We start from the raw sequence: 16,735 nt of genomic DNA on the forward strand, positions 1-16,735 counted from the left end.
ATAAAATATTAAGAACTCCTTAATTTGACGATTGAGCATTACTTCTGCTTCAGAAACCTCGCAATTTCTTCTTTACTAATGCCTGCACCTCTCGCTTCAATCATAAGCAGAACCCACTCTTTATCCACTTTTTTGTTACCCAATGGTTGCTTCGGACGAGCTGTCTTGCGATGGTTTGCCAAAGAAACCACATCCTCCCCTGTGTATTTTTTACAATTGATATATATGATGGAATCAAACCTTATATGAAAACGACTACCCGTTGATTTATTTGAGATATACAAGAGTCAATGCTTCACGGTTATCTGCGTGTCCTATGTGAGGAAGGTATTATCTTCACACCTATAAGAAAGTTATCGCATTCAACGCATTAAAAGTGAACGACTTCTATTGGAAGCCGATCATAACTTATCATAATTGAGCGCTTCTCATTATCAAAAACGTACGTAATCGTTTCAATCAAATGAGCAAATTCAAGTGGAAAGGATGTTCATATGCTCTTGATTTAAAGTGTCTCAATTATATCGAAATCTGAACTGGAAAAACGAAATGACCTTCTTTTTTAAGCAGTTTCCAGCAGAGTTAAGAGATACTTAAATGGTTTTGGGACTAATGGCGCATAACTTTGAAACGTCGTGTTTTTGATTAAGCCATTTTAAATGGATTCTTTAAACTTCTAATTCCTCTTTTACAGATCAATCAACTACGATACGCTTTGACACTGGAAATAATTCCTCATTTCAGCGTATATCAAGTACGCCCAACCCATGGATGGTATACTAGTAGGAACAGCTTTGAAAGGGGAGGAATCATGTCTTTACGACTAGTTCTAGGGCGTTCAGGGACAGGGAAATCGACCATGTTGTATCAAGAAATCCAACAGAGGTTAAGCAACAACCCGAGAGAACGCCTCTTGTTTATTGTTCCAGACCAAATGACTCACCAAACTGAGCTTGCTCTGATCTCCTCGCCTGAGCAAACCGGTATTCTTGGTGCGGAAGTAGTAAGTTTTTCAAGGCTAGCGTTACGTGTATTGCAAGAGACAGAGGGTGGCGCATTATCCTTTATTTCAAAGACGGGCATACATATGCTGTTACGAAAATATGTCGAGGAGTACAAAGAAGAGTTGACCCTCTACGCTTCTTCGGTTTCAAAGCCAGGTTTTATTGAGGAAATGCATGATTTTATCCAAGAACTAAAACGTTATGAATGGGATGCAGATTCCTTTCAACAAATAGAAGGTAGGTTTGATCAAAGCCTTTCCGACGAGTGGCAAGGTCAACACGTGCTTGAACAAAAGCTTCATGATGTCGCCTTGATTTACAAAGGCGTAGAGAATGCATTGCAAAATCACTTTACAGACGCGGAGGATTTACTGCAGCTTCTGATTGAACAAATTCCGCATGCCTCCTCCTTACAAGGACTTCACATATATGTTGATGGCTTTCATGAGTACACACCTCTCGAGCTTTCAGTACTGAATGCGTTGATGCACTCAGCAGCACGTGTGACAGTCACTTTTACGCTTGATCGTTTTCCTGAAAAACTGCCCGAGGAAACAGCTTTGTTTCGTAAAACCCATACAGCTGCCTTTCAAATGCTAGAACGGGCAAAGCTCGAAGGGATTTCTGTAGAGCCTTACGTCATATGTTCAAATCCCGTTCGTTTTGCGGCAGAGGGACTTCGTCAACTGGAGGCGTTTTTTGGCGTGCAGCCGATTCCAAAAAGAATCAATAACGCTCCTGTAACGATTCAAGGTGCAGTGCACCGCCGAGCTGAAGTAGAAGCAGCTGCTAGGCGAATTACGGCGTTAGTTCGTGATGAAGGGTATATGCTGAATGATATCGCCGTCTTTGTTCGAAATATGGATGCCTATGGTCACCTCATCCAAAGAACCTTTTCACAAATGGAGATCAGTTTTTTTATGGATCAGAAAAAGACCATGCTGTCTCATCCACTAGTTGAGCTTGTACGGTCAGCATTGGATGTTGTGCTTGGTGCATGGCGCTATGAACCAGTGTTCCGTTGCGTGAAAACAGGGCTAGTTGCACAAGCGAATGAGCGACTTTCATTCGACGAGTTGGAAAACCACGTCCTGGCGTACGGTATTTACGGGGCAAAGCGATGGGGAGAGACGTGGTCGTATCGAAGGTATGGAGACGACGCGGCAAAACAAACCGACAATGAAAAAGAAAAAGAGGCACGCATTAATGCGGCTAGAGAACGTATTTATGAGCCATTCTCTGTTCTTGAAAACAGGCTGAAGCGTGCTAAAACGGTGCGCGAAAAGTGTACGGCGATGTTTTTATTTCTTGAGCAACTAGGCATTGATGAAAAACTACAAGAGATGGAGGCTGCCGAGGAAGCCCAAGGAGAAATAGAACGAGCAACGGAGCATCGGCAAGCGTGGCAAGCGATATTAAATCTTTTTGATCAATTTGTGGATACATCTGGGGAAGAGGAACTTTCATTTGCCGTTTTTAAACAGGTCGTTATTAGTGGCTTGGAGAGCTTACAGTTTTCACTTGTTCCCCCAGCGGTGGACCAAGTGATTGTGGCAACGATGGAGCAATCAAGGGTATTCGGTGTCAAAGCGGCCTTTGTCTTAGGCGTGAACGATGGCCAGTTGCCAGCTGTTCCGTCAGAAGGAGGCCTTTTGAGTGAAGAAGAGAGAGAAAAGCTCTCTGACAGTGGCTTCTCGCTAGCTACGACAGCGCGACAAAGGCTATTGGACGAGACTTTCGTGGCTTATATGGCATTTACGAAGGCAGCAGAGGAGCTCTACATTAGCTATGCTTTAGCGGATGAGGAAGGACGGACATTACAGCCTTCACCATGGGTGGCACGGCTAGCTGACATCTTCCCAGATCGCGCGATAGCACAGCTGCTCGTTTCTGAGCCATCGGAGGATGCTTACGATGCACAGGAGGCGTATTTGGTGCATCCTCGCCGCACCTTGTCCCTATTAGCGTCTCAATTTTCGGCAGCAAAGCGTGGGTACGCCCTTCATGATGCATGGTGGGCAGCATATAACCTATTTGTGACTGATCCTAAATGGGAAATGTTTGCTCGCATGATCTTAAAGAGCCTTTTCTATGAAAACAAGGCAACGTCTCTTTCAACAGAGATGAGCAAGGAAATGTATGGCGATACAATTCAAACAAGTGTGTCACGAATGGAGTCCTTTCAGTCGTGTGCTTTTGCCCATTACGCTCGGTATGGGCTCAAGCTTCGTGAACGCTCTGTGTTTCGCTTAGGTGCTCCAGATATCGGTGAGCTGTTTCACGCCGCCATCAAATACATGACGGAGGACATTACGAACAATCACAAAACTTGGAGAGACATTTCCAGCGATGACTGTGGGCCACTTGCTGAACGTGCAATAGATCAACTGGCACCGCTCATCCAAAAGGAGATTTTGTTCAGTACGAACAGGCATGCATATATCTTAAAAAAGCTGAAGGATATCGTTGCGAGAACAGCGTCTGTGCTTCATCAGCAAAGTCTGCAAAGTGGGTTTACCCCTGTGGCAATGGAAGTTGGCTTTGGTGCAAATGAAACCTTACCTTCGCCTGTGTTTACATTGGAAAATGGTGTGCGCATGGAGTTGGTCGGACGTATTGATCAAGTGGACATCTCTCAGAACACCGAAGGACCGTTTATTCGAATTATTGACTATAAGTCAAGTGCTCGCGACTTAAGTCTAGCAGAAATCTACTATGGACTGTCGTTGCAGATGCTTGTCTATCTCGATGTCGTTTTGAATGAAGCTGAAACATGGCTTGGGAAAGAGGTATCTCCAGCAGGGATGCTATACTTTCATATTCATAACCCGCTTATCAAAGCGTCCGCTGAGGATGATAACGAAGCGATTGAACAGAGGATTATTGAACAATTTCGCATGAAAGGCTACATGCTGGCGAATGCAAACGTTGCTGCTGACATGGACCAATCAGTTGAAGGGATGGGGAAATCGACCATTGCACCGTATAAACTGAAGAAGGATGGCCAATTTGATGCATACTCCTCGGTCCTTGCGAAGGACGACATCTCTCTTTTACGAGACTATTCCAGAGGATTAATGAGAAAAATCGGCTTGGACATTACGTCGGGGGAAACGGATATCGCCCCATACATGTATAAAGGTCGGATGCCTTGTGAGTATTGTGATTTCAAAACGGTCTGTCAGTTCGATGAATCGTTTGCCGCCAATCAAATACGACTTTTGAAACCACAAAAAGACAACGACATAATGGCAGTCATTGAAGAATCTATGACAAGTGAGGAGGAAGACGAATGAACACAACACCTCCAGAGGGAACCCATTGGACTGAGGATCAATGGAAAGCCATTGCCACAGAGAAGTCTTCGCTGCTCGTCGCAGCCGCAGCTGGATCTGGAAAAACAGCTGTTCTGGTCGAACGTATTATTCAAAAGGTAACGCGCAGAGAAAATCCAGTGGATGTGGATCGGCTGTTGGTTTGCACGTTTACAAATGCTGCAGCGGCAGAAATGCGGAATCGTGTAAGTGAGGCGCTTGAAAAAGCACTGGCGAAAGAACCGGGCTCATTGCATTTACGCAGACAGCTGTCCTTGCTCAATCGTGCGTCTATTTCAACGTTGCACTCCTATTGTATGAAACTCGTAAAACAGTACCATTACCTGACCGACATTGATCCTGCTTTTCGCATCGGCGACACTGCAGAGCTTGACCTTATACAAGACGAAGTAATTGAAGATGTACTTGAAGAGGAATATGGGAAAGAGAACAATCTAGCCTTTTTTGAGGTCATGGATCGATATACAACGGATCGGAGCGACACTGATGTAGCGGTGCAAATCAAACGAATGTATGATTTTTCACGTTCACATCCATGGCCAAGCGCTTGGCTGAATGAGCTAGTTCAGACCTTCGAGAGAGAATCTGTAGCAACGATTGATGAGTCCGTCTATGGGAACATTCTCCTCGAAAGCGTTAAAACACAAGCTGAAGGTTGGAAAACGATGCTGTCTCAAGCCTTGCAATTGGCAAAGGAGCCAGGGGGTCCAGCTGGGTATGCACCTCACCTAGAAGATGAGGTGGCTCAGGTTGAACACGTGCTATCTTCGTTAAGAGATTCATGGACGACAGCTGCACAGGCTTGCGATGAAATGGCATTTAAAAAGCTTCCAGCCATTCGAAAAACGGATCTTATTGACGATGAGTTGAAGCAAAAGACAACGGAGCTTCGTGATCGGGTTAAAAAAGAATGGAAGCTTGTACAGGAGCGGTATTTTGCACGCTCAGCAGATTCATATATGAAGGATTTTATGACACTAACGCCAATGGTCAGAGAGCTCGTTCGTCTCGTAAACGCCTTTGAGGAAAGCTATGAAGCGCAAAAAAAAGAGCGAGGCATTGTTGACTTCTCTGATCTGGAGCATGCGGCATTGCACATCTTGAGAGCGCCAGCATCAACGCCTGACTTGGTCATTCCCTCAGAAGCAGCTGAGGCGGCAAAACAATATTACGAAGAAATTATGGTCGATGAGTACCAAGACACAAACCTCGTTCAAGAAGCGATCGTTGGTCTTTTGGCGAATGAAACAAATCAATTCATGGTAGGCGATGTGAAGCAATCCATTTATGGCTTTCGCCTCGCTGAACCTGCCTTATTTACCGATAAATACCGCCGTTTTGGTGACAATGACGGTGGCGTAAAGGTCGATTTATCAATGAATTTTCGTAGCCGTCAGGACGTCTTATTTGCGGCCAATCACTTGTTTAAACAGGTGATGGATGAAAAGGTGGCAAAGATTGCTTACGATGATGCGGCGGCTCTTGTTCCCGGTCTGCAGGGGGCTTATACGCCGACGGAGCATTTCACCCCTGAATTGCTGATCGTTGACCAATCAGGCGAATCAGTTGGAGAGGACGAAGGCTCAACGGAGGAGCTCGATAAAGCCGTTGTTGAGGCAAGGCTCATGGCTCAGAAAATCAAAGAGTGGGTGAGCCAGCCTGAACAGTATGCGATCTTTGATAAGCATACGGGACAGACACGTGGCCCACAATACCGCGATATTGTCATTCTATTGCGTTCCATGCCTTGGGCGTCTGCCATTATGGATACCTTTCGTAAAGAAGGCATTCCAGTTTACGCGGAGCTTGCAAGTGGATACTTTCAAGCGACAGAGGTGGCCGTCACACTTTCATTGCTCAAGGTGATTGACAATCCGTTTCAGGACATCCCACTGGCGTCCGTTTTGCGTTCACCGATCGTTGGTCTGGATGAAGAACAATTAGCGCTGATACGTGTGGCAAACAAACGAGGGTCCTATTTTGAAGCGTTGTGTGCCTACGAACAAGTAGGAGAAGACTTCTCTTTAAGAACAACGTGTCAGCTTTTTCTCACGCGTTTGAACAGGTGGAGAGAGAAGGCAAGACGAGCACCGGTCGCGGAGTTAATTCAGCAAGTGTATGAGGTGAGCGGTTATCTCGACTATGTAGGCGGATTGCCAGGAGGAAAGCAGAGACAAGCCAATTTGCAAGCATTGCTTGACCGTGCTCGGCAATATGAGGAGACATCGTTTCGCGGTCTGTTCCGCTTTATGCGCTTTATTGAACGTATGCAGGATCGTGGCGATGATTTGGGAGCTGCCCGCGCCCTTGGTGAACAGGAGGATGTTGTCCGAATCATGACCATTCACAAGAGCAAAGGGTTAGAGTTTCCATTTGTCCTTTTAGCTGGCTTAGGGCGAAAATTCAACACGAAGGATTTGTCAGCAAAAATGTTGCTACACCAGCATCTTGGTTTTGGGAGCCCAATGATTAATCCAGTGGCACGCTTTCAGTACACGACATTGCCCCAGCTGGCAATCAGAGAGCAATTGCAGCAAGAAATGATTGCCGAAGAAATGCGTGTGCTGTATGTAGCGATGACACGTGCAAGAGAAAAGCTTTGTATGGTTGGTACAGTGGCGAATGCTGAGAAAAAGTTAAACGTGTATAACATGCAAGCTGAGTCGGCAATGGGTCCATTATTAAGTGAATTCGTTCGATCAAATGCCGCCTCCTACCTTGATTGGCTCATCCCAGCATTTCTTCGCCACCCGGCAATCGAATTAGATGTCGCCTCGTCCCAACGCCTGACATCACAAGGCTCGTTTCATATGGAGGTCGTGCCTTTGGAGAAAGCCGCGATCACTTCTGGAGAGGAAGCTGTTAAGCTTAGCCTCGATCCCGTGAAACATGGGGAAATACGACCTGTTGACGATGAACTCTATGAACGCGTATCAGCGAGATTACGCTGGCGTTACCCAAATGAACAACTGACAAAGGTGAAGTCTAAGCAAACCGTCACTGAGCTAAAGCGAAAAATGGATACTGTCGAAGCACAGCTTATTGACTATAGACCAGCAGTGAAATCTGCGCGCTCTTCGCCGATGGAAAGGCCGTTGTTTATGCAGGAAACGAAAAAAACGCTGACGCCAGCGGAACGAGGTACCGTTTTGCATACGGTCATGCAACGTTTGGACTGGAGCGAAATACATTCAGAGGATGACGTAGAGGAAGGGCTAGAGCGTCTTGTCATGATGGACCAATTAACAGTAGAACAACGGCAAAGCATAGAGGCAGCTGATATCTATACGTTTCTCAACCAACCGATAGGGCAACAAATTCGTCACGCAGATGCAGTGTATAAAGAAGTGCCTTTCACGTTTTCTGTCCCGTCTTCTAAGCTCTATTCCGTCACTGGAGATGCACCGGTTCTAATTCAAGGCATGATTGACCTTATCTTTGAGGATGCGACGGGTCTTTACATCCTTGATTATAAGACGGACCGCATTTCGGAGCGTTACAACAGCGTGGATGAAGGTCTTGAAGTGTTGAGAAAGACGTATGTATCGCAGCTCCAAATGTACGCCTATGCGGTAGAACAAATATGGAAAACGCCTGTGAAACGAGCGTACCTCTATGTTATGGACGTGCATCGGGTGGTTGAAATTTCTCCAGCTACTTCAATAGAGGCGCTATTCGCAGGCATGGGAGAGGAGGCAACGACATGAGACTATTGCACACAGCGGATTGGCATTTAGGCAAATCGCTCGAAGGCCGTGATCGATTTGCGGAACAGGAATCGTTTTTAGAAGAACTCATTCAGATTGCCGAAGACCAAAAAGTAGATGCCATTGTAATGGCAGGCGATGTATTTGATTCGGTCAATCCGCCAGCACACGCGGAACGTTTGTTTTACGATTATGCACAAAGGATGGCCTCATCCGAGCGTCCGCTGTTTGTCATTGCGGGGAACCATGACCATCCAGAGCGCTTGAGCGCAGCTGAAGTCATGGCCAAATCGAGCAACATTCATATTTGGGGAGCGCCTGTCCCTGAAGTGCGAACCGTAGCTGTTGGACGCGACCGTGAGCTCCTTCAGCTCGCCGTTCTTCCTTATCCGTCTGAATCACGTTTAAAAGCCTCCTTAACTGATGAGTTGAATGAGAAAGATCTTCAGCTCGCTTACGATCAAAAGCTTGGTGTACTGTTTGATTCTCTCAACGACCAATTCAGGTCAGATTGTGTCAGAATCGCAACGAGTCATGTGTTTGCTATTGGAGGAACAGCAGAAGGCGTGGAGCGTCCCATCGAGGTTGGCGGCGCTTATACGATCGGAAGTCATCAATTTCCTATAAACGCTCAGTACGTTGCCCTCGGCCACCTCCATCGGGCACAGACGTTAAAAGGAAACGTTCCGATTCGTTATGCAGGGTCGCCGCTTGCCTACAGCTTTTCTGAAAGTCAGCACGCCAAGTCTGTCACGATAATCGAGGCAACACCGGATAAGGCTGCCACTTGGGAAGAGGTGTATGTGAACAGCGGGCGTCCACTCGTTCGCTGGGAGGCAGATGAGGGGTTGTCACAAGTATTCAAATGGTTGGATGAAGGCAAAGATGCGGATGCATGGATTGATTTAAAGCTGTTTACGAATGAAGCGCTCAGCATGGAAACCATTCATCAACTCAGAAAGGCACATGAAGGTATTGTACATATTCAGCCAATTTTTCCTGAACAGCAGGCAGCCAAGCAGCAAGCAAATCGCGCCTCTCTTCCTATAGATGATATGTTTCATGCGTTTTACCGGAAACAGACGGGTGGTGCAGAAGTAACTGAGGATGTCCTTGCTCTGTTTTTAGAGCTTGTTGGAGAAACAGAGGAGGTGAACGAGCGTGAAACCAGTCTCACTGGAAATTGAAGGGTTGAATAGCTTTCGAGAAAAACAGGTCATTTCCTTTACTGGCTTATGCCAGGGCGGTGTGTTTGGCATTTTTGGTCCGACAGGAAGTGGAAAGTCGACCATCCTTGACGCTATAACACTGGCTCTTTATGGCAAAGTGGAGCGTGCTGAGAAAAACACCCAAGGCATTATGAATCAGCAAAAGGACGAGCTACGCGTTGCCCTCACCTTCTCATTAGAAAACGAGCAAAACATCACAACCTATCGTGTCGAACGGAAGCTTAAGCGGACGGGTGACATCAGTATGCAAACCGTTGTTTGTCGCTTTCTTGATGTAACGAATGAACCGATAGTGCTTGATGATAAAACCAATGAAGTCAATCGCAGTGTTCAACAATTGCTTGGTTTGTCCATTGAGGATTTTACGAGAGCTGTCGTGTTGCCCCAAGGCAAGTTTGCAGAATTCCTTTCATTAAAAGGCACGGATCGGCGCCAGATGCTACAACGCTTGTTTCAGCTTGAGAAGTATGGAGACCAGCTTTCGGCAAGGTTGAAGGACCGCAAAAACAATGCGCAAGGCAAAAGTGATCAATTGCATGCCGAAAAAGAAGGCATAGGAGATGCTTCAAAGCATGCTGTCGATGAAGCCAAACATGCTCAAGACATGGCAAAAAAAGAAGAAGCAACAACAAGCAAGCAAAAGGAGACCGCCCAAACTGCTTTTGAAGAGGCTAAAAAAATACGGCAGTGGCAGGACGAAGAAACAAGCGTAAAGCAGCTTCAGTTCGCATTACAGGAGAAGAGACCTCAAATGGAAGCTGCGCAAGAAGCCATCGTTCGTTCAGAAGCTGCACAACAGCTTATGCCAGCTTTGGAAACGCTAAAAGAGGCTCGTTCACAGCGTACGAAGTCAGAAGAAGCGTACAAGCGTGCAAACGAAAAAGAACGTGTCTTTGAGCAACGTGCAACGAAGGCAGCAGAAGCTTACGAACAAGTACGAGTCGAAAGAGAGACGTTGTTGCCATCGTTGTTAGAACGAAGATCAACACTTGAACATTCAAGACAAACAGAACAACGTTTGACGGCAGCCCAATGTGAAGTAGAAGAGCAAAAATCGCAGTTGAAAAACTATAGTACGAAGCAAGACGAATTACAGAAAAAAGAGACGGATGAGAACGCCCGTTTAGCCAAAGGGAAGGCACGACAGGAAGAGCTGCACCGTGAGCTTCAATCCATTAAAGCATCCATCCCTTCCAAAGAGATCATTCAAAAAGCGAGCACACTTTACCCGCGTGTCGAGCAGCAACAACGTCTTCTTGGTCGAGCGGTAAAGGAAGTGGAGGTGGCGGTCGCCAAGCTAAAGACGGGCGAAAGGAAACGCCAATCCCATACCCATCAAAAAACAGACATGCGAAAAAAACTACAGGTTAAGAATGAGCAGTTGTTCGCTTTATACGAGCACGTCAAGCGAGAAGAACGTCACGTACATCAGCTTTTAGAGCGGGCACTAAACGAACAAAAGAGGCAAACGGCAATGGATGAAGAGGCGCGTGCAGACGCTTTTGCGTACGAGCTCGCCCAGAAGCTTCACGAAGGACAACCTTGTCTCGTATGTGGGTCAACGCATCATCCTGACCGACATTCAACTAAGCCCACAGCGGTACTTCTTAACGAACAGGATCCGTACATAGAAGTGGTCGCTCAGCTGCATCGTTTACATGACCAAACGATTTCCTTGGGCGACGACCTTCAACTGCTGGCTGATAAACTCGTTTCATTTCAAGCAAAAGGCGATGCTCCAGATGAGGTGAGCGAACAAGATGAACAGTACGGACCAGACTTTCAGGAATTTCACAATGCCGCTCAAGTTGCAGAACAAACGACACGTCTCCAACAAACAGTTTCTCAGGCGAGAAAAGATGTCCAACACAGTCAAACGGAGGCAGAGCAATTGCTTACCTCTTACCGTGAAACTAGCACAGCTGAAACGTATGCAATGGAGAATGAAGAGCAGCTAGCACAGGTCGTTCATGATCGAGGTCTAGAACAGGAATCAGAGGAAAAGGCACTCTTTGAACTGCAAACGGAGTGGGAGACATCCTGCGGGACTTGGTGTGCACTAGAAGAGTATAAACAACAAAGGGAAACGTATGAGGCGGCTATTGAGAAGATCGAAGACACCACGAATCGACTAGAACAAAGTGTGACGTATTTGCAAACGTGGGAGAAGAATATTGTCTCTTTCGGTCATGAAAATGAGCAGTTAACGCTACGCGTGCAGCATTGCAATCAAGCCTTATCGGCGTCGCAAGCAACAGTTACTGAGGCTAAAGCCTCCTTAGAAGAAGTACTACAAGGGGAAGCCTCGATTGAGCAAGCGCTTGAACGAGTCCAAGAAACCATCGATAAAGGGAAGCAGCAACTGGAAGAAAAAGCGAAGGAATCACAAGCCATGGAAGCTGATTTTAGAGCATCGCAGCAACAACGTAAAAGTGATGAAGATTGGCTCCAACGTTCAAAACGCACAGAAGAACAAGCAGCAGACGTGTTCAATAAGGCGCTTCAAGACAGCCTTTTTGCGGATGAACAGCAAGTGCTCGCGTCTATGTTGGATCAAAAAATGACGAATCAATACAAGCAACAGTGGGAAGCCTTCAAAGAAGAACTAAAGCATACGAGCAATCAAGTGAAGACACTCGAAGAAAAACTAGAGAACAAACGGATAAATGATGCACAATGGCAGTCTGTGCGTGAGCAGACGGAAACTGCACATCAGCAGTGGCGCGAGGCCGTCGAGCGACTCGGCTATCACCAGCAACATGTGCAGTCCTTGCAGGAGAAGCATCTGCGATATAGCCTCATTGAAAAGGAGCAAACCCTCCTGCAAGACGATCTCGAGCGGATGCAGCTCCTAGAAAAAGTTCTTAAAGGCAACAGCTTTGTTGAGTTTATGGCAGAAGAGCAGTTAATGGCTGTGTGCTATGATGCTTCAGAAAAGCTACGTAAGCTTACGAAAGGGCGTTATGCGGTAGAGGTAGATTCTCAAGGGGGCTTTGTCATCCGAGACGATTTGAATGGCGGCAGCCGTCGACCAGTGCAATCTTTGTCTGGAGGGGAGACGTTTATGACGTCGTTGTCCTTGGCACTTGCTCTATCGACACAGATCCAGCTTCGTGGACAGTACCCTCTACAGTTTTTCTTTCTTGATGAAGGTTTTGGGACACTTGATCAAAGCGTGCTCGACACCGTTGTATCTGCTTTAGAAGAACTTCACGGTGGTGTCTTGTCCATCGGTTTAATTAGTCATGTGCCCGCTCTGCAGGAACGACTTGTGAATAAACTCTATGTTCATCCGCCAACGGTTCAAGGCAAAGGCAGTCAGATCGAGATGTTAGAGGTTTAAGGAGGCAAGCGTATGGCACAATGTGAGCTGTGTGGCCGTCATGACATCGTGACGACCTTGCATCATTTAACACCAAAAGAAAAGGGTGGTACTCATGGCGCTACTGCCGCACTTTGCCGCCCTTGCCATAAACAAGTACATGCGCTATTTACAAATGAAGAGCTCGCCAAACATTATTACAGTATTGAGTTGCTTCAGACGGAAGAACGGTTGCATAAATTCATTCGATGGATACGCAAGCAACCAGGAGACCGAATGCCAGCCATCAAAACGGCCAATCGCAGAAAGAAGAAAAAAAGATAAATCGAGAGCAGGTCAAAATTGACGATGCCTATAAAAAGCGATCTATCTAACGTAGCTGTCATTATCATTCATGAATTCTTTTTTGTTCTAGATGGCAAACTGACCAATAAGGAGCTCTAACGTAAGGCACTGCAAAACGCATACTATTTCTGTAAAGAGTACTTCGTTTCATGCAGTGTTCTATCACATGGTGCCCGAGGAATACAAAACCTCAGAGATGAAGTGGTAACACCAAACGAATAGTAAAGCAAAACGGATAAAGCAGCCACCTCGGAGGAGGAAATGGACTGCTTTATTCATACTAAGGATTGATTTTTAAGTTCGAAGTGCTTGTTTGCCAAAAGCAAGACTTTTGCAGGTCCTCTAACGCGGAGGTCTTTTTCTCTTTGAAAGATACATTTTCTATCTGTTCTCATCATTCGAGACAGATGACAGACTAGTGCCCTTCCACGAATTTATTTTGGTAACGGTTTCTCATTTCATTCGTTCTTAATAATAAACCAAAAACGGCTACTAGTGAGACTCCAGCGGGAAAGCGAGCCAAGCGAGACCCCACAGAGCGTGAACACGCTCGAGGAGGCGCAGCAGAAGCCCGGCGGCAAAGAAATCACGACGAAGTTTTGAGTCGATGATGCACTTGTACCCTTTAGGGTGAAAGCGAACGTATAGCCGTTTGCCTATAGAGAATGTTTTCAAAATGTTAATTTGTAAGAGGATAAGCACAACACTTCATTCTACATAAAATAAGATCTATGTTACCTGAATGTCCACTAGTTAAAGTTGGCGACGTTCACATTTAAGAACAGGTTAGCATTTCTTTTCATACGGTATTTTCCGATGGGTGAAGGTTGTAGCCTATGCATTGGCTACATTGTTTTGATCAGCCACATCAGGGTCAATCGTGCTTACAATGGAAAACAATGAATTTTGGATTGTAAAATCTCCGGTCACATTGGATGCTGCCCCGCTTGATGATTTTGATGAATGCTTTGGTGATACATAGAACGTATCGCCAAAGATAACCCCACTGCCCCCACCGACCGTTGTGATTTTTATGGCACCGATAATCGCTGGCAAAAGAATCAGTCCTCCTTTATTGTCATAGCTTATGCAGTATTAACTCGATGGTGGAACCGAAGGGACTGAAAGAAGGTGACGAACGTTCTTAATTCGGCTGTCTAGCCCAACTCGGCCCGTAGACCCTATATGAAAAACGGATGAAGCACCAATCCCTAAAATATTTATATGCTTTACGGCAATGTAGGGGGACATATTCATTTGCTTCATTTCAACTTGATGAGAGAGCTGTGACCATGGCGTCGAGCGTGTGAAAACAGAATCTTTAAAGTCGCCTTCATTACCAAGAAACAGACTTTCTTCGCGTAAAACGGCGTACACCTTTGAAGTCCCTTGGATTCGGCTAGAGTCGCCGACTTGGAACACACTGCTGGATGTCACTGTATGAACACGTGTGGAAGTGATCACCGACGTTCTTGGGGATATCATCTTGTTGTAAGAGGTACGAACGGGCCAATAATTAATGATTCGGGTGGCGTGTCAAACATGGAAGACAATGCAATCACCTCAGCATCGCCTACGAGCAGTAGAGAAGATGCGGATACGGACGTCACGTCAATCTGGCAAGTGCTTAACTCGTAGTTTACTACTTGAAACGTCATTCCTCTTCATCCTCCTTTTGTTTTGGTAAATGCCGTAAAAACAAGTCGAATGCGGAGCGAACATCACGCCTCACGCGCTCATTGACCTCTTCTAGAAGCTGCTCATCTGACAACTCGGCTTGTTCAGCTTGCAACTGATGAATGTAGTATTCAATTCGCGTTGGCATCTGAGCGGATACGTCTTGAATCATATGACGTGTAATCTCGGGATCATCAGCAATACCAAGCTTTTGTCTAAGGTCGGCAATGATGGATGGACCATCCTTTTTTAGCATATCAATCGTTTGTTGGTGTATCGCTTGGTGCTGTTTATAGGGTTCCGTTGATTGCGATGCCTGTAGTGGCTGCCTTTGGCGATAGGGATCTGGAGAAGACACGTCCAAATCTTCAAAGTCCTGTGGTGAAATTCCAATGGAAAGTGCTCCTGAAAGTGTTTCGATTTTCAATTGGTCAAATTTATATTCAATTTTATCAATATGAGTGGTTGGTGTTTTTTGAAGTTGCTCAATCGATGATTGAAGCTCTTCTATTTGCCTCTTCATTCTGTGAATGTCTTTCGTATTTTGAAACTGTTGCGCCTCTAACTGTTGCATTCGTTGCATCCATGGTAACTGCTGCATAGCTTCCTCCTTTAAGCCGCATATAGTATGATTAGGTTGGTGGTCTAAGAGGAACAGATACTGGGGGGACAACAGGTTCTTCTGCTGGAAGTGGAGCGGGTTCAGTAAACCCACCACTGTTGTAAAGGTTACTTAGCGGCTGGATTTGACCTGAACTGCCGATTTGAAAGACAGATGAATTACTAATTCCGGCGATGCGGATTGTATGAATAACAATGGTCTGGTTAATATAAAACTTCATCTAGACCACTCCTTTAAAAGTCCTTTACAAATTTCCGATCATTGCCTGATCGACAGCATCCTGATCATACGTATTGGTTGCACTAAGGTAGCTAGATACAGTCAAGCCGTTTCCCGTGTTGAACGAACCGGCGCCGGCAAACGTTTTGCTGACACTTTTTGGTGAAATGGAAAAAACATCGCCGACATGGAAGACACCGGCTTCCCCGATGGACAAGACTTTAATGGCCCCTACAATGGCTGGCATCATGTCCTCCTTACTTTCAAAAACAAGTTGACTAGAGTATATTCAAAGAAATTCAAAATATGATTAGCGTGTTTTACTAACAAGCTACAGAACAAAGGAGAAGAAATAACAATGAAATGGATGCAGGGAGAAATTGAAAACACACTTTTTGTAGGCCTTGTACTAGAAAATGGAAAAATATTAGATGTTGGCAGAGGTACATATGCACTTCTACCAGAATCACATCTACCAATGACAATGCTTCAATGTTTGGAAGAACATGAAAACGCGATAGAGGTTGCAGAAAAGCTGTTGTCATACGATGAGCAAACACTCAGGTTTTACACGTATGCACCTGAGGATGTGAAGTGGCATGCACCTATCATAAGCCCTTACAAACATGTGTTATGTATTGGGAAGAACTACGCGGAGCATGCAAAAGAAATGGCAGTTGGGGCTACACCTCCTGACGCTCCAGTCGTTTTTACAAAAGCTCCGGATGCGGTGATCGGGCCGCATGATGCCATTCCTTCTCATAAAGGAACAACCTCCGAGCTTGATTACGAAGGTGAGCTTGCTTTAGTGATCGGAAAAGGCGGTCGCAATATCGCGAAAAAGGATGCTTTCGACCACATCTTCGGATATACGATTGTGAACGATGTTACGGCTAGGGATTTACAAAAAAAGCATATGCAATTTTACTTAGGAAAAAGCCTTGATGGCACCTGTCCAATGGGTCCTTATATCGTATCCAAAGGGGCAGTCACTGACATTGAGAAGGTGACAATTAAGACAACGGTCAATAATGAAGTAAGACAACAGGGAGTTTTATCTGACCTGCTTTTTGATATTCCAACATTAATTGAAACGTTGTCGGAGGGAAGAACACTTCGTCCAGGCGATGTTATCGCTACTGGAACGCCCGCGGGTGTTGGAAAGGCGATGAAGCCACCCGTCTTTTTGAAGAATGGCGATGTGGTGACTATCACTGTTGAAGGCATAGGGCAATTGTCTAATGTGGTAAGAGACGAAGTTTAATAATGGGCACT

13 protein-coding genes are annotated in these 16,735 nt (G+C 45.7%); 6 read left to right on the forward strand and 7 right to left on the reverse strand.

All coding sequences use genetic code 11. From position 1 onward, the window contains the following. Window positions 1–38: 38 nt before the first annotated feature. Window positions 39–182 carry an anti-repressor SinI family protein gene (locus EV213_RS02755; protein WP_243739969.1) on the reverse strand — a complete coding sequence of 48 codons (144 nt, stop codon included), beginning with the start codon at window positions 180–182 and terminating at the stop codon, window positions 39–41. A 629-nt stretch (window positions 183–811) separates the two neighbouring features. On the opposite strand from EV213_RS02755, the gene addB reads away from it, so the two are divergent. From addB to EV213_RS02780, 5 genes are read left to right on the forward strand one after another with little or no spacing between them, the layout of a single operon-like run. Further along, window positions 812–4,300, forward strand: a complete 3,489-nt coding sequence (gene addB / locus EV213_RS02760) for a helicase-exonuclease AddAB subunit AddB (protein ID WP_133578962.1) — start codon at window positions 812–814, stop codon at window positions 4,298–4,300. After that, window positions 4,297–8,046 carry a helicase-exonuclease AddAB subunit AddA gene (addA, locus tag EV213_RS02765; RefSeq protein WP_133578963.1) on the forward strand — a complete coding sequence of 1,250 codons (3,750 nt, stop codon included), beginning with the start codon at window positions 4,297–4,299 and terminating at the stop codon, window positions 8,044–8,046. Before addB ends, addA begins: the two co-directional genes overlap by 4 nt. Beyond that, a complete protein-coding gene (locus EV213_RS02770) occupies window positions 8,043–9,233 on the forward strand; it encodes an exonuclease SbcCD subunit D (protein WP_133578964.1) in 1,191 nt (396 codons plus the stop codon). Before addA ends, EV213_RS02770 begins: the two co-directional genes overlap by 4 nt. Then, window positions 9,208–12,618 carry an SbcC/MukB-like Walker B domain-containing protein gene (locus EV213_RS02775; protein ID WP_133578965.1) on the forward strand — a complete coding sequence of 1,137 codons (3,411 nt, stop codon included), beginning with the start codon at window positions 9,208–9,210 and terminating at the stop codon, window positions 12,616–12,618. Before EV213_RS02770 ends, EV213_RS02775 begins: the two co-directional genes overlap by 26 nt. A 12-nt stretch (window positions 12,619–12,630) precedes the next feature. Beyond that, window positions 12,631–12,921 (forward strand): HNH endonuclease, encoded by a 291-nt coding sequence (locus tag EV213_RS02780; protein WP_133578966.1) that lies wholly within the window; start codon window positions 12,631–12,633, stop codon window positions 12,919–12,921. 855 nt (window positions 12,922–13,776) lie between these two features. Here EV213_RS02780 and EV213_RS02785 read toward each other — a convergent pair. Genes EV213_RS02785 through EV213_RS02810 form a run of 6 tightly spaced genes read right to left on the reverse strand, consistent with a single transcriptional unit; the run spans window position 13,777 to window position 15,707 of the window. Continuing rightward, entirely contained in the window at window positions 13,777–13,998 is a 222-nt protein-coding gene (locus EV213_RS02785) for a spore germination protein (RefSeq protein WP_133578967.1), read from the reverse strand. Window positions 13,999–14,037: 39 nt separating this feature from the next. After that, the gene (locus tag EV213_RS02790; RefSeq protein WP_133578968.1) at window positions 14,038–14,427 is read right to left on the reverse strand and encodes a spore germination protein GerPE; all 390 of its coding nucleotides are present in this window, start codon (window positions 14,425–14,427) and stop codon (window positions 14,038–14,040) included. Next, complete coding sequence (locus EV213_RS02795) at window positions 14,424–14,600, reverse strand: spore gernimation protein GerPD (RefSeq protein ID WP_133578969.1); 177 nt, start codon at window positions 14,598–14,600, stop codon at window positions 14,424–14,426. The genes EV213_RS02790 and EV213_RS02795 overlap by 4 nt, the downstream gene beginning before the upstream one ends. Next, a complete protein-coding gene (gene gerPC, locus EV213_RS02800; protein WP_133578970.1) occupies window positions 14,597–15,220 on the reverse strand; it encodes a spore germination protein GerPC in 624 nt (207 codons plus the stop codon). Before gerPC ends, EV213_RS02795 begins: the two co-directional genes overlap by 4 nt. A 31-nt stretch (window positions 15,221–15,251) precedes the next feature. Next, window positions 15,252–15,461, reverse strand: coding sequence for a spore germination protein GerPB (locus EV213_RS02805; RefSeq protein ID WP_133578971.1), 210 nt, complete (start codon window positions 15,459–15,461; stop codon window positions 15,252–15,254). Window positions 15,462–15,485: 24 nt separating this feature from the next. Beyond that, window positions 15,486–15,707 (reverse strand): spore germination protein, encoded by a 222-nt coding sequence (locus tag EV213_RS02810; RefSeq protein WP_133578972.1) that lies wholly within the window; start codon window positions 15,705–15,707, stop codon window positions 15,486–15,488. A gap of 111 nt (window positions 15,708–15,818) precedes the next feature. On the opposite strand from EV213_RS02810, the gene EV213_RS02815 reads away from it, so the two are divergent. Then, a complete protein-coding gene (locus tag EV213_RS02815; RefSeq protein ID WP_133578973.1) occupies window positions 15,819–16,724 on the forward strand; it encodes a fumarylacetoacetate hydrolase family protein in 906 nt (301 codons plus the stop codon). Window positions 16,725–16,735: the final 11 nt, after the last annotated feature.

The sequence above is a fragment of the Aureibacillus halotolerans genome, from assembly GCF_004363045.1.
GTDB lineage: Bacteria > Bacillota > Bacilli > Bacillales > DSM-28697 > Aureibacillus > Aureibacillus halotolerans.